Source organism: Streptomyces sp. NPDC014733, from assembly GCF_043083385.1.
Lineage (GTDB): Bacteria > Actinomycetota > Actinomycetes > Streptomycetales > Streptomycetaceae > Streptomyces.
This window is the reverse complement of sequence record NZ_JBIBYO010000011.1, coordinates 61,443-80,794: the sequence shown is the minus strand read 5'-3', so window position 1 is coordinate 80,794 and position 19,352 is coordinate 61,443. Positions and strand designations below refer to the sequence as shown.

Here is a 19,352-nt window from a genome sequence, read left to right as displayed (position 1 = left end):
CACGGCCGCCTCGCCCCGCCCCGAGCCCACCCCCGACGTGAGGAGCACACCCATGCACGACGACCGCGCCCTGACCGAAGCCCGTCTCGCCCGGGTCCTCGACGAACGCATCCGGCCCGCGCTGTACCCCGCCTCCGTACCGCTGGAGGTCTCCGCCTGGGTCGCGCCGGGTGAGCCGGTTCCGGTGGCGGAGGGGATCGCGGCGCCGCACTCCCCCGTGGCCGTCGGGGACGCCTGGGGCGCGCCCTGGGGGACGACGTGGTTCAAGGTGACCGGTGAGGTGCCCCGGGAGTGGGCGGGGCGGACCGTGGAGGCGGTGCTCGACCTCGGGTTCGACGAGCAGCAGCCGGGCTTCCAGTGCGAGGCGCTGGTCCACACACCGGACGGCACCCCCGTCAAGGGCCTCAACCCGCGCAACCAGTGGGTGCGGGTCGGCGCCCCGGTGTGCGGCGGCGAACGCGTCGAATGGCATCTGGAGGCGGCGTCGAACCCGGTGATCCTCGGCGATCCGCCGTTCCGGCCGACGCCGCTGGGCGACCCGGAGACCGCGGGCCATGCGCCGCTGTACCGGCTGGCGCGGATGGATCTGGCCGTGTTCGACCGGGCGGTGTGGGAGTTGATCCAGGATCTGGAGGTGCTGGGCGAGCTGATGGCCGAGCTGCCGGTGGAGGCGGGGCGCCGCTGGGAGATCCTGCGGGCGGTCGGCCGGGCGCTGGACGTGGTGGACCTCCAGGACGTGGGCGGTACGGCCACGGCGGCGCGGGAGCGGCTGCGGGAGGTGCTGGCGGCGCCCGCGGGCGCGTCGGCGCACCGGATCAGTGCGGTGGGGCATGCGCACATCGACTCGGCGTGGCTGTGGCCGCTGCGCGAGACGGTGCGGAAGGTGGCGCGTACCGCGTCGAACATGACGGCGCTGCTGGCGGACGAGCCGGAGTTCGTGTTCGCGATGAGCCAGGCGCAGCAGTTCGCCTGGCTCAAGGAGCACCGGCCCGCGGTGTACGCGAAGGTCAAGGAGGCGGTGGCGGCGGGCCGGTTCGTCCCGGCGGGCGGCATGTGGGTGGAGTCGGACACCAACATGCCCGGGTCGGAGGCGATGGCGCGGCAGTTCGTGCACGGGCGGCGGTTCTTCCTGGAGGAGTTCGGTGTCGAGAACGACGAGGTGTGGCTGCCGGACACCTTCGGGTTCGCCGCGGGGCTGCCGCAGATCATCAAGGCGGCGGGCGCCCGGTGGCTGCTGACGCAGAAGATCTCCTGGAGCCGGACGAACTCCTTCCCGCACCACACCTTCCGCTGGGAGGGCATCGACGGCACCCGGATCTTCACGCACTTCCCGCCGGTCGACACGTACAACTGCGAGATGTCGGGTGCGCAGCTGGCGCATGCGGCGCGGAACTTCAAGGAGAAGGGGGCGGCGCGGCGGTCGCTGGCGCCGACCGGGTGGGGTGACGGCGGGGGCGGCACCACCCGCGAGATGATCGCCAAGGCGCGGCGGGTGCGGGATCTGGCCGGTTCGCCGGTGGTGGTGTGGGAGAAGCCGGCGGACTTCTTCGCGGCGGCCGAGGCGGAGTACCCGGAGGCGCCGGTCTGGGTGGGTGAGCTGTATCTGGAGCTGCACCGCGGGACGCTGACCAGCCAGGCGCGCACCAAGCGCGGCAACCGCCGCAGCGAGCAGTTGCTGCGGGAGGCGGAACTGTGGTCGGCGACCGCGGCGGTGACGGCCGGTCATCCCTATCCGTATGCGGCGCTGGACCGGCTGTGGAAGGCGGTGCTGCTGCACCAGTTCCACGACATCCTGCCCGGCTCGTCGATCGCCTGGGTGCACCGGGAGGCGGCGCGGACGTATGCGGCGGTCGCGGCGGAGCTGGAGGGGATCGTCGCGGGTGCGCTGGCGGCGCTGGCCGGGGACGGGGAGCGGGAGCTGACGGCGAACGCGGCGCCGCACGCCCGTGCCGGGGTCGCCGCCGGCGAGCTGGCCCCGGCGGTGTCCGAGGGTGGTCCGGTGACCGCGCAGCCGCGCGCGGGAGGCGGGTTCGTGCTGGTCAACGGCGTGCTGCGGGTGGAGGTCGACGGCCGGGGGCTGCTGGTCTCGGTGTACGACCTGGCGGCGGGGCGGGAGTGCGTCGCGCCGGGCGGTGCCGCCAATCTGCTCCAGCTGCACCCGGACTTCCCGAACATGTGGGACGCGTGGGATGTGGACGCGTTCTACCGGAACACCGTCACCGAGCTGACCGACGCGGACGAGGTGGTGCTCACGGCGGCGTCCGACGAGGCGGCGACGGTGCGGGTCACGCGGCGGTTCGGCGCCTCCCGTGTGGTGCAGACGGTGACGCTCCCCCGGGGCGCGGGCCGGGTCGACCTGGCGGCGGAGGTCGACTGGTACGAGACGGAGAAGTTCCTCAAGGCCGCCTTTCCGCTGGATCTGCACACCGACCGGTACGCGGCGGAGACCCAGTTCGGGCATCTGTACCGGCCCACGCACACCAACACCAGCTGGGACGCGGCGAAGTTCGAGGCGTGTGCGCACCGCTTCGTCCACCTCACGGAGCCCGGCTGGGGTGTGGCGCTGGTGAACGACGCGACGTACGGGCACGACGTGACCCGCACCGTGCGGGAGGCGCCCGACGAGCCGGGTACCACGACCACGGTGCGGCTCTCCCTGCTGCGTGCCCCGCGCTTCCCGGACCCGGAGACCGACCACGGGGTGCACCGCTTCGGGTACGCGCTGGTGCCCGGCGCGGACATCGGCGGGGCGGTGCGCGAGGGCCACCGCATCAACCTGCCGGAGCGGCGGGTGACGGGCGCGGGCCCGGTGGCGCCGCTGGTCTCCGTCGCCGGGGAGTCGGTGGTGGTGACGGCGGTGAAGCTCGCGGACGACGGCAGCGGCGATGTGGTGGTGCGGCTGCACGAGGCGCACGGTGCGCGCGCCACCGCGACGCTCACCCCGTCGTTCGTGCCGTCCGGGGTGGTCGCCACGGATCTGCTGGAGCGCCCGGTGGCCGACGGCCCGCGTCTCGTCCGGGAGGGCGCCGCGGTGCGGCTGGCGCTGCGGCCGTTCCAGCTGGTCACGCTGCGGCTGGCGCGGGCGGCGGGGTGAGCGCGGAGGGCGGCCGGCGGCGGTGGGCGGCCGGGCCGCGGGGTGTCACGGCGGGTGGCCGTCGTCCTGAGGTGCGGCGGGCTCGTCCTCCTCGGGGTAGCCGTCGTGGCCCGGGTCGAGGTCGAGCATGTCCAGCAGCAGGGACAGCTCCCCCGCGTCCCGGGCCCGGCCGGCCAGCGCGGACCGGGCCCGCCGACGCTCCTCGTCGCGGCTGATGCGGCGGGGCGGGGGCCCGTCGGGCGTGCGGTGTTCATCGGTCACCGGTGCATTCTGGGCCGGTGCCCGGTCGGCGCGCCCGCCGGACGGGCCGCTGCTGCGCCGCCCAGGCCGTATCCGTGGCCCGGCCGGGTGACGGCGGGCGCGGTCGGGCGCCGCGGGCCGCGGGGATGCGGGGTGCCGGGAGCGGCGCGATGCTGGAGCCGACGGGGATCGTCGTGAGGGAGGATCACCCATGTCCATGCTCGACAAGCTCAAGTCCATGCTCAAGGGCCACGAGGAACAGACCGGCAAGGGCATCGACAAGGCCGGCGACTACGTCGACAAGCGGACCCAGGGGAAGTACAGCGGCCAGGTCGACAAGGGCCAGGAGCGGCTGAAGGACGAGTTCGGCGGGGGCGACGACAAGGGCCGGCCGCCGCAGTCCTGACCCTCCGGACCGCGGCCGCCACCGCGGTCCGCCCCTTCCGTGGCCCCGCGCGGGAGCGCCCCGGCGCTCCCGCGCGGGGCCACCGGCCGGTCCGGGACCGGCAGGGCGTCACTCCCCGGTGATCTCCAGGCCCCGCAAGGGGCCGGGGTCCAGCACGGCGCCGCCCGCGGCGAGATCGCGCGGGAGGTCGGCGGCGGTCACTCCGGTCAGATAGAGGGCCGCTTCCTCGCCCTCGGCGGCATGGTCGCGCCTGCGGCGGCGGACCTCGATGGCCTTGACCGTCACCTCACGCGGCCCCGCCGGCAGCGGCAACAGCCCCCGCTGCCCGGTCCGTATCGCCCCCGAGACCACCTGCCCGGTGAAGGCCACCCCGCGCACCGGCACGACGAAGACGTCCGCCACGGTGAAGCGGAACGGCCCTGCGGCGGGCGGCGGTTCGGTGCCGCCGCGCCTGCTGAAGATTCCCATGCCCGTCATCCTCGCACGCCCGTACGACAATGAGCCGGAATATCCACAACGGTGCAGGTGGGCCGCCTGCTGTGGGCCGATGACGGCGGTGTCCGCCGGTCTGGCGCCCGATGTTCTGCGCCGTCCCGCCACCGTCGCCGCCGCACCGGCCCGCGCATTGACGCCGCCTCGCAGCGGGTGCCGGTGAGGAACGGGTTCACGCCGTACGGCGTCGCCGAGCGGTATCCGCACATCAACGGCGCCTGGCGCGACCACCGGCTCTTCCGGAGGATCCTCGACGACCGCGAGCCGTGAGCCGGACACACGACGGCGCCCGCCCCGGACACGCGGGGCGGGCGCCGTCGGAAGGCAGGCTCAGACCGCGAGGCGGATCTTCTCCGCCTGCGGGCCCTTCTGCCCCTGGGTGACCTCGAACGTCACCTTCTGGCCCTCCTGGAGCTCCCGGAAGCCGGTGGCGTCGATGTTCGAGTAGTGCGCGAAGACGTCGGCGCCGCCGCCGTCCTGCGCGATGAAGCCGAAGCCCTTCTCCGAGTTGAACCACTTCACGGTTCCGCTGGCCATATCCGTCTCCTTCGTTCAAGGGGCTCGTATCGGCTTCCGCGCGGTGCGGCAGCCGGAGGTGATCGCCCTGGTCCGGAGAGGTATCGCACAGAAAGAACGCCCGTGAAGGCGACACGGGCGTCCGGCACTTCGGAACCACGACAGCTGATCGGGACGCTACACCGAGTCCTGCCCGGCAGTCATCACCGTCGTGGCAGTCGCGTCACGGGTCCCCTGCGGGTACGCCCCCACGGTCCACCGAATCCCCGACCGGTCGTACGTCCGTACGGGGCCCGGCCGGGGTGGCGGGTCAGCCCTGACGACGGCGGAGCACGACCACCGTGGAGCCGGTGACCAGCACCGCACCGGCGGCGACGAACCACCACACGCCCGGCCCGGAGCCGTCCGGCGTACCGGCGTCGTGGCCCAGCGCGGCGGCGCGCAGCACGGCCGCCCGGTCGGTGGCGCGGCGCCGGGCCGCGCGGTCGGCGGCGGGCTGGTGGGAGGCCGGTCCGTCGGCGTCCGGCTCCGGGGCCGACGGCAGCGGTCCCACGCGGTCCGGCAGCATCGCGACCGGTTCGATGTCGGGTGCGGCGTCGAAGCCCCAGTCCAGGAGCGAGCGGGCCTCCTCGTAGACCGCGTTGTTCTTGCCGGACTGCGGGTTCATGACGGTGACGAGCAGCGTCCGGCCGTCGTGGCGGGCGGCGGCGACGAGGGTGTTGCCCGCCTGCGAGGTGTAGCCGTTCTTGACGCCGATGAGGCCGGGGTAGGGCTCCACTCCGTGCGAGCCGACCAGCAGCCGGTTGGTGTTCTGGATGCCGAACGCGTCCGGGCCGCCGGACTCGGGGAACTCCGCCTCCTTGGTGCTCGCGAAGCGGGCGAAGTCCTCGTTGGTGAGCCCGGCCTTGGCGAAGAGGGTGAGGTCGTAGGCGGAGGAGTGCTGGCCGGGTGTGTCGTAGCCGTCCGCCGACTCGACGTCGGTGTCCCGGGCGCCGAGGCGGTCGGCCATCGCCCGCATGTCGTCCAAGGTCGTCTCCCAGCCGCCGTTCATCGCGGCCAGGGTGCGCACCGCGTCGCTGCCGGAGCTGAGGAAGACGCCGCGCCACAGGTCGGCGACGGTGTAGCGGTGGTCTTCCTTGATGCCGACGAGGGAGCTGCCGGGGCTGATGTCCGACAGGTCGTCCTCGGAGACGGTGTGCACGGTCTCCTGACCGAATTTCGGCAGCACGGTGACGGCGAAGAGGGTCTTGAGGGTGGAGGCGGGCGGCAGTTCGCGGTGGGCATCCTTGGCGGCGAGCACCCGGCCGTCGTCGGCGTCGGTGACCATCCAGGACAGGGCGGAGACATCGGGAGGTTCGTCGACGTCGGGCGCGGAGCGCACCTGGACGCCGGGGCGGTCGAGGCGGACGGCGGCGGAGGTGGCCGGGGCGTCGCCGGCCACCAGGGGGCCGTCCCCCGGGGAGCCGGCCGCGGCGGCCGGGAGGGCGGTGACGGCGACGGTCGCGGCGCAAACGGCCGCAGCGGTCCCGGCTTTGACGGAGGGCCATTTCGCTGACGACATGAGGCCACGCTAGGAACGGCCCCGGGCGCGTCGCCGTCTGGAGTGCTCCATCCGGTTCATCGGCTCGACCCGGCACGGCGTGTCGGGTCGACGTGGCGGTCCGGGCCGGGTCGACGCGCGTCGACCCGGCCCGGATCAGGTCACCAGATCTCGTTGACCCACTCGGGGTGGTCGATGAACGGGTTCCTGTTGTGCTGGTACTTGTCGAAGATCACCTGGTTGCGGTGCTGCTCGAACGCGTCGGGCGGGTCGGCCTGGCTCCACGCCTTGAGGACGGAGAGCTTCCCGATGTTCGGGGCCGAGCCGTTGTCGACCTTGTCGTTGGGCTCCAGGTCGGGGAAGCCGTCGTCACCGTCGTACCGGACGGCCATGTAGAGGATCATCCGGGCGACGTCGCCCTTGACCGCGTCGCGCGGCTCGAAGGAGTCGTTGTCGGTGAAGCTGCCGGGCGCCTCGGGGACCGGGGAGCCGCCGTTGTCGAAGTCCTTGTTGCCACGGTCGCTGTTGACCGAGACGTCCTCGGGCCGCAGGTGGTGCAGGTCGGTGCCGGGGCCGGTGGAGGTACCGAAGTCGCCGTGGGACTTGGCCCAGACGTGCTCGCGGTTCCAGTCGTCCGGGTTCCCGCCGTTGGCGTCCTTGCTCTGGGAGCGGCCGGAGTAGAGGAGGATGACGTCGGACTTGTTGTCCGGGTCCTCGTCGGTGTCCTTGAGGGCGTCCCAGACCTGGCTGTAGGAGAGCTTGCCGGTCTGGGTGGACTTGATGATCTGGTGCAGGCTGGACTTCAGCTCCTGCCCGGTCTTGCCGATGGCGTCCTTGTAGTAGGTGTCGTCATAGGCGGTGTGTGTCGCCCCGGGTGCCGCCGGACCGCCGGACACATGGGCGGCGGCCGGGTGGGGGGCGGCGGGGGTGGCTGTCGCGGTGGCCGGGAGCTGGGTGGCCAGCGCGACGGACGCGGCCACGGCGGCCACGGCGAGCGCGGTACGGCGGCGACCTCTACGGGTCGCGCGGGTGATGTCCACGAAGGTGTCCTCTCCCCGAATGGTGGTACCGGGCCGCGAGTTGTGGGGGTGCGGCCGATACCGGCCGTTGGGTGTACGGCCGGTGGGCAGCCTTCCACCGCAACAAATCCCACAGTGTGAACAGCAGGGGGGAGTTGTGTGCGCAGACCGTGAAGAGCGGGCCTTTCATACCGGACGGCCCCGATTGTCGGACGGCCGCACCGCCGGTTCCGCGCCACCGGACAGCCGCCCGCCGGACCGGTTGCGCCTCCGGACCGGACGGCCGCCCGACGGCGGTCAGGCGCGCCGCAGCCCCGGCAGCCCGCGCAGTTCGCCGACGCGCAGCAGCCGGGCCAGCCCCCAGAAGGCCGCCGCCATGACGAGACCCCCGACCGGCAGGGTCACGGCGGGCGCCCCGCCGCGGACGATGCCGGTGGCTGCGAGGTGGCCGAGGAGGGCGGCCGCCGCGGCGGCCGCGGCCAGCTTCCCGTAGGTGCGGCACAGCCGCCGCCCGTCGAGCCTGCCGTGCAGGCGGCGGCGCAGCCGGACCGCGGTGAGCAGCAGCCCGGCGGTGTAGGCGACGGCGTACGCGGCGGCCATACCGGTCACCGCCCAGCGCGGCGGCAGCAGCAGATGGCAGGCGACGGCGAGGGCGATGTTGACGGCGGCGATCTGGGCGGCGGTCCAGAACGGCGTACGGGTGTCCTCGAAGGCGTAGAAGCCGCGGAGCAGCAGGTACTGCGCGGAGAACGGGATCAGGCCGAGGCCGAGCGCCTGGAGCATGTGGCCGGCCGGGGCGGCGGAGGCGGCGTCTACCGCGCCGTGGGCGAAGAGGAGCTGGGCGGTCTGCGGGCCGAAGGCGAGGAAGAAGAATCCGGCCGGGACGATGACGACGCCGCTGGCGCGCAGCGCGCGGGAGAGGTCGCCGCGCAGATCGTCCAGGCGGTGGTCGGCCACCGCGCGGCTCATCCGGGGCAGCAGGGCGGTGACGAGCGAAACGGTGACGAGGGACTGCGGCAGCATCCAGATCGTCTGGGCGTAGGAGTACGCGGTGAACCCGACCCCGGCGGTGGGCAGTCGGCGGTCGGCGGCGCCCGCGAGATGGGTGACGACGGTCATCGCGGCGAGATTGGCGAGCACCAGCAGCAGGGTCCAGCGGGCGGCGGTCAGGCTCTTGCGGAGTCCGGCGCCGCGCCAGTCGAAGCGCGGCCGGAAGCGGAAGCCGGACGCCCGGACGAACGGGATGAGCGCCACGGCCTGGACCACGATGCCCGCGGTGGTGCCGATGCCGAGGAGCCGCACCTGGCCCGCGGTGATGTCGGCGACCTCGCGGGGGCCGGTGAGCAGGGCGATGTAGAGGCCGAACACGGCGATGAGGACGAGGTTGTTGAGGACCGGCGTCCACATCATCGCGCCGAACTTCTGCCGGGCGTTGAGGAGTTGCCCGAGGATGAAGTACAGGCCGTGGAAGAAGATCTGCGGCAGCAGGAAACGGGCGAAGACGACGGTCAGCTCGAAGGCGGCGTGATTCCCCGGCCCGTCGGACGCATAGACCGCGACGATCCCCGGCGCCGCCCACACCGCGAGCACCGTGCCGACCGCCAGCACGCTCAACACCAGGGTGACCAGCCGTTGTTCGTGGGCGTGGCCGCCGTCGGGATGCTCGGCCCGGGCGCGTACCAGCTGCGGGACGAGGACGGAGTTGAGGGCGCCGCCGATGAGGAGGGTGTAGACGCTCATCGGGACGACGCCGGCGGTGGTGTACGTAGTGGCGAGCAGGCCGGTGCCGAGGGCGGCGGCCTGGAGGGTCTGGCGGATCATGCCGGTGGCCCGGGAGACGGCGGTCCCCGCGGCCATCAGCGCGGAGGAGCGCAGGGCTCCGGCGGGTTTCGCCGCGGCGTGGCGGGGGCCTGCGCCGGGCGGTGGGCCGGCCGGGGACCCGCCGGTGGGCGGTATCCGCAGCGGGAGGGTGTCGTCGGGTTTCTCCTGGGTCATGGGCCTCAACCTAGTGCTGTGACGGGATGGTCCACCGCGACCGGAAGGCGGCTCGCGGGGCGAGCGCACGCGCAACGGCTGGTATTACTGGGGCATGCAGGAAGACACGGCACGCTCCGCGATCGACACGTTCATCTCCGCGTTCAACACCTCGGACGACAGCTATGTGAATGCCCTGCTCTCCCAGGCCCTGACCTCAGACGTGGTCTTCTGGGGGCCGTTGGGTCGCAGCGAAGGAATCGCGGCGGTCGAGCGGTTCGTGCTGGACATCCGGCGCCACCCGGCGGGGGCCGGCACGATGGTGCGCTGCTCATCGGTGGACATGCCTGGTGAGTGGGCCCGGTACCAGTGGGTCTTCACCACGCCGGATGGAGGCCCCCGCCTGGCGGGAACGGACATCGTCCATCTGCAGCGGAGCCTCATCGACCAGGTCATCGTCTTTGCGGGGGAGATCGAGACGCCCGCCTCCTGAGTCGTCCTTCCGTCGCTGTCCTTCTCCTGAACTTGTCCCTTGGCCCCGGCCCCTACGAGCACAGCCGCGGCCGGTACGCCCTGCGGGTCCGGGCCGGGCGGACGACCATCGAGGTATGGCGGATTCCACGGGCCCCGGCCGCTCCCCCGGTGGTGCGCCACCGGTGATCGCGCCGATGCTGGCGGTGGCGGGGCCGCTGCCCGTACCGGACGACGGCTGGGCGTTCGAGGTCAAGTGGGACGGGGTGCGGTGCGTCGTGACGGTGCGGGACGACGGGAGCGTACGACCGGTGTCGCGGGCCGGGAACGATCTGTCGGCGGCCTACCCCGAACTGCTGGTCCCGGCGGACGGCGCGCGCGGGCACACGCTCGTCCTCGACGGCGAGGTGGTGGCCCCGGACGCGGCGGGGCGGCCGGACTTCGGGCGGTTGCAGCACCGGATGGGCGTGAGCGATGCGCGGCGGGCCGCCCGTCTGGCGCGCGAGACGCCCGTACGGCTGGTCCTCTTCGACGTGCTGCATCTCGACGGCCGGTCGCTGCTGGCCCGGCCGTACCGGGAGCGGCGCCGGGTGCTGACCGGCCTGGAGCTGTCCGGCCCGGCCTGGTCGGTGCCGGCGGCGCTGCCCGGGCACTCCGCCGAGGTGTGGGACGCGGTGGTGCAGGCGGACCTCGAAGGTGTGGTCGCCAAGCGGCTGGATTCGCCGTACACGCCGGGTGTGCGGTCGGCGCACTGGCGGAAGACGAAGCGGGTGGAGACGCTGGACGTGGTCATCGGCGGCTGGACGCCGGGGCTCGGCGGTTTGCGGGGGCTGCCGGGGGCGGTGCTGGTCGGCACCGATGCGCCGGAGGGGCTGCGGTTCGCGGGGTCGGTCGGGTCGGGGCTGTCGCTGCGGGAACGGCGGGAGCTGGCCGGGTATCTGGAGGTGCTGGCCCGCACGGAATCGCCGTTCGCCGGGCCGGTCGGGGTGGCGGGGGCCCGCTGGGTGGAGCCGCGGCTGGTCGCCGAGGTGACGGCGTCGTCGTGGACGGAGGCCGGGCGGCTGCGGCATCCGGTGTGGCTGCGGCTGCGGCCGGATCTGACGCGGCTCGGGTAGCCGTGCGCGGTCAGGCGGGGCGGGGCAGCGGATGCGCGTAGTTGGGGTTGAGCAGCGGGGCGAAGAGATCGCCGTGCCGGGCGCGGCGGGCGGCGATCTCGCCGAAGAGGAAGGTGAGTTGGGCCGGGTCGGTGCAGCCGGCGACCTCGTCCCAGGTGACGGGCGTGGAGACGGTGGGGGTGGCGCGGGCCCGCAGGGTGTAGGCGCAGGCGGTGGTCTTGGCGGCGGCGTTCTGCGAGTAGTCGAGGAAGACCTTGCCGGGGCGCAGATCCTTGCGCATCTTCGCGGTGACCAGGTCCGGGAACGCGGCGGCGGCTTCGACGGCCAGGGCGCGGGCGTAGGCGGTGGCGTCGTCGGACGGGGCGGGTTCGATGGGGGCGAGCAGATGCAGCCCCTTGGAGCCGCTGGTCTTGACGCAGGCGTACAGACCGTCGGCGGCCAGCCGGTCGCGCAGCCAGCGGGCGACGGCGCAGCATTCGACGAGGGTGGCGGGGGCTCCGGGGTCGAGGTCGAGGACGAGGCGGTCGGCGGTGGCCGGGGTGTCGCAGGTCCACTGGGGTGCGTGCAGTTCGACCACGAGGTTGGCGGCCCACACCAGGGAGGCGAGGTCCTGGAGCAGCACCTGCCGGCGGGAGTGCGCGGAGCGCGACGGGACCTCGCAGGTCTTCACCCAGGCGGGTGTACCGGGTGGCACGTTCTTGGTGAAGAAGCGCTCGCCGTCGGGCCCGTCGGGGTAGCGCAGAAAGGACACCGGCCGGTCGTGGAGGTGTGCGAGCAGAGCGCCCGCCGTGGTGGTGACGTAGTGCAGCACCTCGCCCTTGGTGGTGCCGGTCTCCGGATAGAGGACCTTGTCGAGGCGGGTGAGCGGGAGGCGCCGCCCCTCCACGATGGTTATCGGCGACATACGATGAGAATCCCACACAAGGGATGAATGATGCGATCTGTATGGAACGGTGCGATCTCCTTCGGCCTGGTCAGCATCCCCGTGAAGACCTACAGCGCGACGGACCGCAGCACCTCGGTCTCCTTCGTCCGCATCCACGAGAAGGACGGCGGACGCATCCAGTACCGCAAGGTCTGCGAGCTGGACGGCGAGGAGGTCCCCAACGAGGAGATCGGCCGGGGCTACCGGGCCACCGACGACACGATCGTGCCGATCACCGACGAGGACCTGTCCCATCTGCCGCTGCCCACCACGAAGACGCTGACCATCCTGGCGTTCCTGGACGCCGGTGAGATCGACCCGCTCCAGATGGACAGGGCGTACTACCTCGGCCCCAACGGTCCCACCGCCACCAAGCCGTACACCCTGTTGCGGGAGGCGCTGGAGCACCACGGCAAGGTCGCCGTCGGGAAGGTGGCGATGCACGGCCGGGAGACGTTGGCGATGCTGCGGGCACACGACGGGGCGATCGTGATGCACGCCCTGCTGTGGCCGGACCAGATCCGTTCGACGGCCGGGGTGGTGCCGGACGGCGTCGAGATCCGCGACAGCGAACTGACGCTGGCCGAGACGCTGATGGACTCCCTGGGGGAGCTGGACCCGGGCGAGCTGCACGACGACTACCGCGAGGCGGTGGAGAGCCTGGTCGCCGCGAAGCTGGAGGGCGGCGAACCGGCCGCCCCGGAGACCGCGGGTGCCTCCGGCGGCCAGGTGATCGACCTGATGGCCGCGTTGGAGAGCAGCGTCCGGGCGGCGCAGGAGGGCCGCGGCGAGCGGACCGGGGCGGACGAGGAGTCCGGGGCGGAGGCGGACGCCACCGTCACCCCGATCCGTGGCCGCAAGGGCGGCAAGAGCGGTACGGGCACGAAGAAGCCGGCGTCCACGGGCCGGAAGACGGCGTCGGACTCCTCGGGGGCGCCGGGGCGGAAGCGGACGGCGGCGAAGGCGTCGGCCGGCCGGACGAAGTCGGCCACCGGATCCGGCGGTTCGGGGTCGGGGGCGAAGAAGAGCACCACGGAGAAGAGCACCGCGAAGAAGACGACCGCGAAGAAGACGACGAAGGAGACCGCGTCCGAGAAGAGCGTCGGCACCGCCAAGTCGGGCCGCGCGAAATCGGCGGCCAAGGGGGCGTCGAAGCGCACCTCGGCGTGAGCGGGGCGGGTACGGTACGGCCGTCCGCCCCGGCCGCCCCGTCCACAGAGGGCGGCACAGCGCACGGGCAGCGGCTCCGCGCCAGGACCGTGGCGCCCGCTGTCACCCCGGCGCTCTAGAGTCGGAGTATGGCTTCAGACGAGGGGAACACCCGCATCGACAGCTGGATCTGGTCGGTCCGGCTCACCAAGACCCGGTCGCTGGCCGCGTCCGCCTGCCGGGCGGGCCACGTCCGGATCAACGGCGAGCGGGTGAAGCCCGCCTCCACCGTGCGCACCGGCGACGAGGTGCGGCTGCGGTACGCCGGGCGGGAGCGGATCGTGGTGGTCTCCCGGCTGGTGCGCAAGCGGGTGGGCGCGCCCGTCGCCGCGGAGTGCTACGTCGACAACACCCCGCCCGAGCCGCCGCGCGCCCAGGCACCGGTCGTCGCGGTACGCGACCGGGGCACGGGCCGCCCCACCAAGCGCGACCGCCGCGAGATCGAGCAGCTGCGCGGCCGCTGAGCCGGGACGTGCGGACGGCCGGAGGCCCGGCGGTTCACGGGCCGTCGAGCGCGTCCACGTACACCCAGGCGCCGTCCTCGCGGACGAAGCGGCTGTTCTCGTGCTGGCTGTCGGCCGCGCCGCGCCAGGTGGAGTGGGCGCGGAACTCCACCGTGCCCTCGGCGTGGAAGGCGCTGCCGCCGGTGGCGGCGAGGATGTCCAGGCCGGTCCACCGCCGCCCGGCGTCGAGGTCAAGCGTGGCCGGGCGGGTCGAGGAGTGCCAGGTACGCAGCAGGTAGGCGGTGTCCCCGACGGCGAAGGCGGCGTAGCGCGAGCGCATCAGCCGCTCGGCGGTCGGAGCGGCGGCGTCGCCCCGGTGGAACGGCGCACAGCAGTCGCCGTAGGACGCGTCCCGGCCGCAGGGACACGGGTCCGCGGCGGGGACGGCGGGGCGGGCGACGGGGCGACGGGGCGCGCTCTTCGGCTTCTTCGGCTTCTTCGGCTTCTTCGACACGCTTCGATTGTGCAGGTCGGGCGCGCGGGCCCGGCGGCGGGGCCGTACCGCACGCGCTCCCGCCCGGACGGCGGCCGGGCCGGCGTCCGCGGGGCCGCACCCGGACATCAGGCCGATTTTCCATGCGTCCATATGAACGGATTCAACGACAATTCACTCTTTTGCGGCTTTTCCTGGCTTGGTACGTCCTGTGAAGTTGGAAGAACTCATGGTGACCGTCCCACCTCCTCCCAGGAGAGAACCTCATGATCCTGTCCATTTCCGGTGTGATCCTGCTCGGCGTCATCGTCTTCCTCTTCTTCCGCAAGGACGGCCTCAAGGCCTCGCACGCCCTGGTGTGCGCGCTCTTCGGCTTCTACCTGGCGGGCTCCGCCATCGCCCCGAGCATCAAGGCGGGCGGCGCGAGCCTCGCCAGCCTCCTGGGAGGGCTCCGGATCTAGCGGCCGTCCGGACGGGCCCGGCGGGCGGCGCTCCCCAGGGCGTGTCCCCCGCCGGTCCCGGCCCGGTGTCCGTAACGTCGCGTCCGGCTGCCGGGCGCGGCCTTCCGGCGCCCGCCCGGCGCCGCACTCCCCGCCCCGGCGCGTGTCCCGCCGTTCCCCGGCCCGCTCCCCCGCCGGGCCGCCCACCGCCGCGTACGACCCCAGGAGACCGATGTGGCCCGGCGCCCTCTGCCCCGCATCCTGACCGACCGCGCGCCGCTCACCCGTGGCCGTGAGCTGGCGCGCACCGCAGCCGACGGCGCCGGCGACATCTTCCATCCGCTCCTCACCCTCAGCCGCGGGCTGCGCCGCCTCGCCGTCTCCGCCGGGCAGCGCTGGCGCGCCACACCCCAGGAGCGCCGGGCCCCGGTGTGCTTCCTGAGCGGCGCCTGCATCCTCGCCGTGGCGCTGGCGCCGTACGGTCCGCTGCTCGGGCTGCTCGCGGTGATGGGCGCCGCCGCCTGGGCCGGGCGGGACCGTTCGCCCGCCCCCTCCGGCCCGGGCGAGGCGGAGTCGGCCCGGCTCCGTGCGCTGTACGAGGCGCTCGTCCCGTACTTCGCCGGGGACGGGGACCCCGAGCCGCTGTACGCGTACGGCGGCGACTGGGCGGCGGCGTTCGAGGCGTACACCTTCGACGACGACGGCCGGATCGCGCAGCTGCATCTGCGCTACCCGGCGTACTTCACCGACGGCGAGCCCGCGGCCCGGGCCCGGATCGAGCAGGTGCTGCACGCGAAGTCGGGGCGCGGCCGGGAGTACCGCTTCGACTGGGACGAGGAGGCGAACACGCTGACGCTGACCGTCCTGGAGGCGCTGCCCACCGACATCGTGGCGCAGCGGTTCGTGACCGCGCCGGGCGAGACGGTGCTCGGCTTCACCGATCCGGAGTCGGTGCAGCGGACGCTGCCGGTCACCGACGGCGATGTGACGTGGGACGAGCCGCCGGTGGTCTGGCGCACCGGGTCACGCTCGTCCGAACCGCATCTGCTGGTCCTGGGGCAGCCCGGCTCCGGCACCACGACGCTGCTGCGGTCGCTGGCGCTCCAGGCGTTGCTCCACGGCGATGTGCTGATCATCGACGGCGGCGGCACCGGCGAGTTCGGGGCGCTGGCCGGGCGCGCCGGGGTGCTCGGTGTGGAGAGCGGGCCGTCCGGCGCGCTGGCGACCCTGGCGTGGGCGGCGCAGGAGACCGAGCGGCGCCTCCTCGTCGCGAGCCGGGCCCGCCAGGCGGGCGAACCGGCCCCCGACGACACCCGCCGCCCGCTGTGGATCCTCGCCGACCGGCCCACCGCACTGACCCATCTGGCGGCCGCCGAGGGCCGCGACGATCCGCAGCGGCTGCTCCAGGTGCCGCTGCGGCACGGCCGCGCGGCGCAGGTGACGGTGGTGGTGGCCGAGCAGTTCGACAGCGCGGACCTGCTGAGCGAGCCGGTCCGGGCGCACACCCGGGCGCGGGTGGTGCTCGGGTCCGCGACGCCGGACGAGGTCGGCGCGGTGCTCGGCGCCGAACCGCACACCACGCCGACGCCGGTGGTCCCGCCCGGCCGCGGCTACGCCCGGCTGGGCACGGGCCCGGTGCTGCGGCTCCAGGTACCGGCGACACCGGACCCGTACGACGAGGCGACGGGCGAGGCGCTCCGGCGGGCGGTGCTCGCGCTGCTGCCGGAGCGGACCGTGCCCGCCGGGGAGCGCCCGGCCGCCGGGCCGGTGCGGATGACGAAGACCTTCGCCACGCCCTCGACCGGCCAGGAGGCGCCCGGGCGCACCGCCGAGGAGCCGGCGCAGGGAGCCGGGCCGCCGGCGGCGGACGCGACCGGCCCCACGGGTGGCGCGATCACGGTTCACGGCACGGTGCGGGCAGCGGGCGCGGAGGGCTGACGGGCACACCCGCGTGCGGACCGGGAGCGCCGTTCAGCAGCCGCCCGCGCCGGCGCCGGAAGCGGCCGACGCCGCGATGGCGGCATCGGTGCCGCGCCGTGCCGCCCGGTCCCCGGCGCGCTTGGCCTCCTCCAGGCCGGCGCCGCGCATGCCCGCCGCCATGGTGGCCTCCATGCGGCGCCGCTCCACCAACTCGGCGCGCTGCTGCTTCAGTTTGCTCAGGAACGACATCACGGCCCTCGCATCTTCCTGTGAGACGGCATCCGAACGTGCCGGCGCATTCACTGTACGGCGGACGTATGACAAGACCCCGCGCCGTGACCGCGTACCGCTTCAACCACCGCTCCCCCGGCGGGCAGCCTGCTCCCACTCCGGTCGTTCCCGGCCCCGGCGCGACCGGCGCGACCGGCGGAGAGTGCGGCCGCGGCACGGGGGCGGGGCAGCCGCCCCCGCACGTCAACCCTCGGCAATCACGCACCCACGCACGGCGATATGCGCGTTTTATCCAATTTTCACGCCATGCACTTGTTGGGGTCAGAGGTCCGACGTAGTGTCGGAAGTGTCGCGGTGGAAACGTTCCGTCCGGACGACCGCACCAGAGTGAACGCCCTGACGGGCGCGCCGAATCGCCACCAGAGCACGGTCCGGGAAAGCCGCGGCGGCATCCGATCACTGGAGGCAGAGATGACCTTCAAGGTGTTCTTCCCCCGCATCCGCAACGACCGTGGCGGACACGGTGACCACGGCGACCACGGCGGCCGAGGCGATGACTTCGGCGGACGCGGCGACTACGGCGGACGTGACGGACGCGACTGGGGCGACTACGGCGGACGCGGCGACTACGGCGGCTTCCGCAGGTAACCATCCGAAATGTTGTCGCGGATTCCGATATCCGCTGACGACCGTGTGACATGTGCTTCGGATCCGGATCCACGGACCTGAGGCTTGGACGAGGCGGGCCCGCGCACACCGCGCGGGTCGGCCTCGTGAACTGCCGTCAGCCGGTAGGACCGCCGCGGCCGGAGGAAGCTGACGACCGTGCAGCAACGACGCCCGACAGCCGGGAGAGGGAGACCGTCGGCGACCGCGGCGCACACCGTCAACGGCCAGGAGCGCCGAATGGCCCACGACCGCCTTCCCGAAGCGGACCCGCCCGCCTCCACCACCGCGCCTCTCACTACGCCCCCCGAGGCGCCTCGCCCCTCCTCGCCGCACCCGCCGCTCACCAGCGAAGCGCCCATTGCGACGCGTCATGTCGGCCCCGCGGAGGCGTTCCACCGCTTCTGGCCGCTGACCCGGGGTGACCGCCGCTGGCTGCTGACCGTGATCGGTTGCGCCATCGTCGCCGCCCTCGCGGAGACGGCCGCGATCCTGCTCTTCGCCCAACTCACCGACCAGGCCCTGGCGAAGGGCTCGGTCAGCGCCTTCTGGGGCCCCGCCGGCGCATGGCTGGCGGTGGCGGTCATCGGCGCCGCCGTCGGCTATCTCGGCAACTCCCTCGCCGCCTGGATCGCGGAACGCTTCCTGCTGCGCCTGCGTGCCCGGGTCTTCTCCCATCTCCAGAAGCTGCCGCCGCACTTCTTCCAGCGCAATCGCCGCGGCGACCTGGTGGAACGGCTGACAGGCGACATCGACGCCATCGAACGGCTCGTCGTCAGCGGTGTGGTGGGCGCCTCCGCGGCCCTCTTCTCCACCTTCTTCTACGCCGCCGCGGCCCTCTGGCTGCGCTGGGAACTGGCCCTCGCCACCTTCATCGCCGCCCCCCTCTTCTACCTCGCCACCCGCCGCTTCACCGGACGCATCCGCCAGGTCACCCGCCGCCAGCGGGCAGCCGACGGCGCCCTCACCTCCGTCGTCGAGGAAACGCTGGTGAATGTCGTCCTCACCCAGGCGTACAACCGCCAGCACGACGAGGAGGAACGCCTGGTCAGGGAGGCCCGCCGCTGGCTCCGCGCCTCCGTCGCCAGCGCCCGCCTGGGCGCCCTCTACGACCAGTTCATCGAGATCCTGGAAACCCTCTGCGTGCTGGCCATCATCGGCCTGGGCGCCTGGGAGATCTCGGCGGGCCGGCTGACCCTCGGGCAGCTCCTCGCCTTCGCCGCATTCATCGGCTATCTCTACCCGCCGATCCGCTCCCTCGGCCGCCTCGGGCTCACCGCCACCGCCGCCACCGCCGCCGCCGACCGGCTGCTGGAAATCCTCGACGCCGACCCGGCGGTCACCGACCCGCCCCCGACCCGGACGATCCCCTTCCCGCACCGTGCCCACGGCGAGCTCCGCATCGACGACATCACCTTCCGCTACCCCCGCTCCCCCCGCGACGCCCTCAACTCCCTCACCTTCACCGCCCACCCCGGTGAGTTCGTCGTCGTCACCGGGCCCAGCGGCGCCGGCAAGTCCACCCTGGCCGCCCTTCTCCTGCGCTTCTACGACCCGGACACCGGCACCATCCGCCTCGACGACACCCCGATCGACCGCCTCCCCCTCACCGACCTGCGCCGCAACATCACCCTGCTCCCCCAGGAGACCCTCGTCCTCCACGACACCATCGAGCGCAACATCGCCTGCGGCCGCGACGACCCCACCCCCACCCGCGACGAGGTCACCCGGGCAGCCCGGGCAGCCGACGCGCACGGCTTCATCACCGCCCTCCCGGACGGCTACGACACGGTCATCGCCCCGTCCACCGCCGCCCTCTCCGGCGGCCAGCTCCAGCGGGTCGCCATCGCCCGCGCCATGCTCCGCGACGCCCCGGTCCTCATCCTCGACGAGCCCACCACCGGCCTCGACACCCTCGCCGCCCAGCGCATCCTGGGCCCCTTGCACCACCTGGCCGCCGGGCGCACCACCCTCGTCATCACCCACGACCTCGACCTGGCCACCACCGCCGACCACATCCTCGTCCTCAACGACGGCCACCTCACCGAATCCGGCACCCACCCCCAGCTCCTGGCCCGGGGCGGCCTGTACGCGGAGCTGTTCGAAGGGCGGACATGAGCGGGCACCGGCGGCGAGGGAGGACGCCGGGGCACCCGCC

19 protein-coding genes are annotated in these 19,352 nt (G+C 73.5%); 10 read left to right on the top strand and 9 right to left on the bottom strand.

Features of this window, described 5'->3' with window-relative positions; translation table 11 throughout:
- Nucleotides 1–52: 52 nt before the first annotated feature.
- On the top strand, nt 53–3,094 hold the full coding sequence (locus ACF1BH_RS23145; RefSeq protein WP_391645066.1) for an alpha-mannosidase: 3,042 nt from the start codon (nt 53–55) through the stop codon (nt 3,092–3,094).
- Nucleotides 3,095–3,139: 45 nt separating this feature from the next.
- Here the strand turns inward: ACF1BH_RS23145 and ACF1BH_RS23140 are convergent, their stop codons facing one another.
- A complete protein-coding gene (locus ACF1BH_RS23140) occupies nt 3,140–3,355 on the bottom strand; it encodes a hypothetical protein (protein WP_391645064.1) in 216 nt (71 codons plus the stop codon).
- Between the two features lie 190 nt (nt 3,356–3,545).
- Between ACF1BH_RS23140 and ACF1BH_RS23135 the strand changes: the two genes are divergently transcribed.
- Nucleotides 3,546–3,740 (top strand): antitoxin, encoded by a 195-nt coding sequence (locus ACF1BH_RS23135; protein WP_391645062.1) that lies wholly within the window; start codon nt 3,546–3,548, stop codon nt 3,738–3,740.
- A 108-nt stretch (nt 3,741–3,848) separates the two neighbouring features.
- On the opposite strand, the gene ACF1BH_RS23130 is transcribed toward ACF1BH_RS23135, so the two are convergent.
- The 5 genes from ACF1BH_RS23130 to murJ form a co-directional block, all read right to left on the bottom strand.
- Complete coding sequence (locus ACF1BH_RS23130) at nt 3,849–4,208, bottom strand: hypothetical protein (protein WP_391645060.1); 360 nt, start codon at nt 4,206–4,208, stop codon at nt 3,849–3,851.
- 354 nt (nt 4,209–4,562) lie between these two features.
- Nucleotides 4,563–4,769, bottom strand: a complete 207-nt coding sequence (locus ACF1BH_RS23125; RefSeq protein ID WP_391645058.1) for a cold-shock protein — start codon at nt 4,767–4,769, stop codon at nt 4,563–4,565.
- 289 nt (nt 4,770–5,058) lie between these two features.
- Entirely contained in the window at nt 5,059–6,309 is a 1,251-nt protein-coding gene (locus ACF1BH_RS23120) for a D-alanyl-D-alanine carboxypeptidase family protein (RefSeq protein ID WP_391645056.1), read from the bottom strand.
- Nucleotides 6,310–6,449: 140 nt separating this feature from the next.
- Nucleotides 6,450–7,322, bottom strand: a complete 873-nt coding sequence (locus tag ACF1BH_RS23115) for an endonuclease I family protein (protein WP_391645349.1) — start codon at nt 7,320–7,322, stop codon at nt 6,450–6,452.
- A 282-nt stretch (nt 7,323–7,604) separates the two neighbouring features.
- Nucleotides 7,605–9,164, bottom strand: coding sequence for a murein biosynthesis integral membrane protein MurJ (murJ, locus tag ACF1BH_RS23110; protein WP_391645347.1), 1,560 nt, complete (start codon nt 9,162–9,164; stop codon nt 7,605–7,607).
- 232 nt (nt 9,165–9,396) lie between these two features.
- Between murJ and ACF1BH_RS23105 the strand changes: the two genes are divergently transcribed.
- Together ACF1BH_RS23105 and ligD (ACF1BH_RS23100) are read left to right on the top strand one after the other, a co-directional pair.
- Nucleotides 9,397–9,774, top strand: a complete 378-nt coding sequence (locus tag ACF1BH_RS23105) for a nuclear transport factor 2 family protein (protein ID WP_391645054.1) — start codon at nt 9,397–9,399, stop codon at nt 9,772–9,774.
- 115 nt (nt 9,775–9,889) lie between these two features.
- Complete coding sequence (ligD, locus tag ACF1BH_RS23100; RefSeq protein ID WP_391645052.1) at nt 9,890–10,867, top strand: non-homologous end-joining DNA ligase; 978 nt, start codon at nt 9,890–9,892, stop codon at nt 10,865–10,867.
- A gap of 10 nt (nt 10,868–10,877) precedes the next feature.
- Here the strand turns inward: ligD (ACF1BH_RS23100) and ligD (ACF1BH_RS23095) are convergent, their stop codons facing one another.
- The gene (ligD, locus tag ACF1BH_RS23095) at nt 10,878–11,771 is read right to left on the bottom strand and encodes a non-homologous end-joining DNA ligase (RefSeq protein ID WP_391645050.1); all 894 of its coding nucleotides are present in this window, start codon (nt 11,769–11,771) and stop codon (nt 10,878–10,880) included.
- Between the two features lie 30 nt (nt 11,772–11,801).
- Here ligD (ACF1BH_RS23095) and ACF1BH_RS23090 point away from each other — a divergent pair, with 30 nt between their 5' ends.
- Together ACF1BH_RS23090 and ACF1BH_RS23085 are read left to right on the top strand one after the other, a co-directional pair.
- Nucleotides 11,802–12,962 (top strand): Ku protein, encoded by a 1,161-nt coding sequence (locus ACF1BH_RS23090; protein ID WP_391645345.1) that lies wholly within the window; start codon nt 11,802–11,804, stop codon nt 12,960–12,962.
- Nucleotides 12,963–13,090: 128 nt separating this feature from the next.
- Nucleotides 13,091–13,465 carry an RNA-binding S4 domain-containing protein gene (locus tag ACF1BH_RS23085; RefSeq protein WP_391645048.1) on the top strand — a complete coding sequence of 125 codons (375 nt, stop codon included), beginning with the start codon at nt 13,091–13,093 and terminating at the stop codon, nt 13,463–13,465.
- Nucleotides 13,466–13,499: 34 nt separating this feature from the next.
- On the opposite strand, the gene ACF1BH_RS23080 is transcribed toward ACF1BH_RS23085, so the two are convergent.
- Nucleotides 13,500–13,958 carry a YchJ family protein gene (locus ACF1BH_RS23080; protein ID WP_391645046.1) on the bottom strand — a complete coding sequence of 153 codons (459 nt, stop codon included), beginning with the start codon at nt 13,956–13,958 and terminating at the stop codon, nt 13,500–13,502.
- A gap of 245 nt (nt 13,959–14,203) precedes the next feature.
- On the opposite strand from ACF1BH_RS23080, the gene ACF1BH_RS23075 reads away from it, so the two are divergent.
- Nucleotides 14,204–14,398, top strand: coding sequence for a hypothetical protein (locus ACF1BH_RS23075; protein ID WP_345081089.1), 195 nt, complete (start codon nt 14,204–14,206; stop codon nt 14,396–14,398).
- Between the two features lie 213 nt (nt 14,399–14,611).
- A complete protein-coding gene (locus tag ACF1BH_RS23070) occupies nt 14,612–16,315 on the top strand; it encodes an FtsK/SpoIIIE domain-containing protein (RefSeq protein WP_391645043.1) in 1,704 nt (567 codons plus the stop codon).
- Nucleotides 16,316–16,348: 33 nt separating this feature from the next.
- Here the strand turns inward: ACF1BH_RS23070 and ACF1BH_RS23065 are convergent, their stop codons facing one another.
- Nucleotides 16,349–16,549, bottom strand: a complete 201-nt coding sequence (locus tag ACF1BH_RS23065) for a hypothetical protein (protein WP_391645041.1) — start codon at nt 16,547–16,549, stop codon at nt 16,349–16,351.
- A gap of 450 nt (nt 16,550–16,999) precedes the next feature.
- Between ACF1BH_RS23065 and ACF1BH_RS23060 the strand changes: the two genes are divergently transcribed.
- Together ACF1BH_RS23060 and ACF1BH_RS23055 are read left to right on the top strand one after the other, a co-directional pair.
- Nucleotides 17,000–17,176 carry a hypothetical protein gene (locus ACF1BH_RS23060; RefSeq protein ID WP_391645039.1) on the top strand — a complete coding sequence of 59 codons (177 nt, stop codon included), beginning with the start codon at nt 17,000–17,002 and terminating at the stop codon, nt 17,174–17,176.
- Nucleotides 17,177–17,434: 258 nt separating this feature from the next.
- The gene (locus ACF1BH_RS23055) at nt 17,435–19,312 is read left to right on the top strand and encodes an ABC transporter ATP-binding protein (RefSeq protein ID WP_391645037.1); all 1,878 of its coding nucleotides are present in this window, start codon (nt 17,435–17,437) and stop codon (nt 19,310–19,312) included.
- Nucleotides 19,313–19,352 lie beyond the last annotated feature (40 nt).

Excerpts from the sequence above, each read along its gene's own strand:
- ACF1BH_RS23145 (WP_391645066.1), top strand. The coding sequence starts at position 53 with ATGCACGACGACCGCGCCCTGACCGAAGCCCGTCTCGCCCGGGTCCTC.
- ACF1BH_RS23135 (WP_391645062.1), top strand. The coding sequence starts at position 3,546 with ATGTCCATGCTCGACAAGCTCAAGTCCATGCTCAAGGGCCACGAGGAA.
- ACF1BH_RS23130 (WP_391645060.1), bottom strand. The coding sequence starts at position 4,208 with ATGGGAATCTTCAGCAGGCGCGGCGGCACCGAACCGCCGCCCGCCGCA.
- ACF1BH_RS23125 (WP_391645058.1), bottom strand. The coding sequence starts at position 4,769 with ATGGCCAGCGGAACCGTGAAGTGGTTCAACTCGGAGAAGGGCTTCGGC.
- ACF1BH_RS23120 (WP_391645056.1), bottom strand. The coding sequence starts at position 6,309 with ATGTCGTCAGCGAAATGGCCCTCCGTCAAAGCCGGGACCGCTGCGGCC.
- murJ (WP_391645347.1), bottom strand. The coding sequence starts at position 9,164 with ATGGCCGCGGGGACCGCCGTCTCCCGGGCCACCGGCATGATCCGCCAG.
- ACF1BH_RS23105 (WP_391645054.1), top strand. The coding sequence starts at position 9,397 with ATGCAGGAAGACACGGCACGCTCCGCGATCGACACGTTCATCTCCGCG.
- ligD (WP_391645052.1), top strand. The coding sequence starts at position 9,890 with ATGGCGGATTCCACGGGCCCCGGCCGCTCCCCCGGTGGTGCGCCACCG.
- ligD (WP_391645050.1), bottom strand. The coding sequence starts at position 11,771 with ATGTCGCCGATAACCATCGTGGAGGGGCGGCGCCTCCCGCTCACCCGC.
- ACF1BH_RS23090 (WP_391645345.1), top strand. The coding sequence starts at position 11,802 with ATGCGATCTGTATGGAACGGTGCGATCTCCTTCGGCCTGGTCAGCATC.
- ACF1BH_RS23085 (WP_391645048.1), top strand. The coding sequence starts at position 13,091 with ATGGCTTCAGACGAGGGGAACACCCGCATCGACAGCTGGATCTGGTCG.
- ACF1BH_RS23075 (WP_345081089.1), top strand. The coding sequence starts at position 14,204 with ATGATCCTGTCCATTTCCGGTGTGATCCTGCTCGGCGTCATCGTCTTC.
- ACF1BH_RS23060 (WP_391645039.1), top strand. The coding sequence starts at position 17,000 with ATGACCTTCAAGGTGTTCTTCCCCCGCATCCGCAACGACCGTGGCGGA.
- ACF1BH_RS23055 (WP_391645037.1), top strand. The coding sequence starts at position 17,435 with ATGGCCCACGACCGCCTTCCCGAAGCGGACCCGCCCGCCTCCACCACC.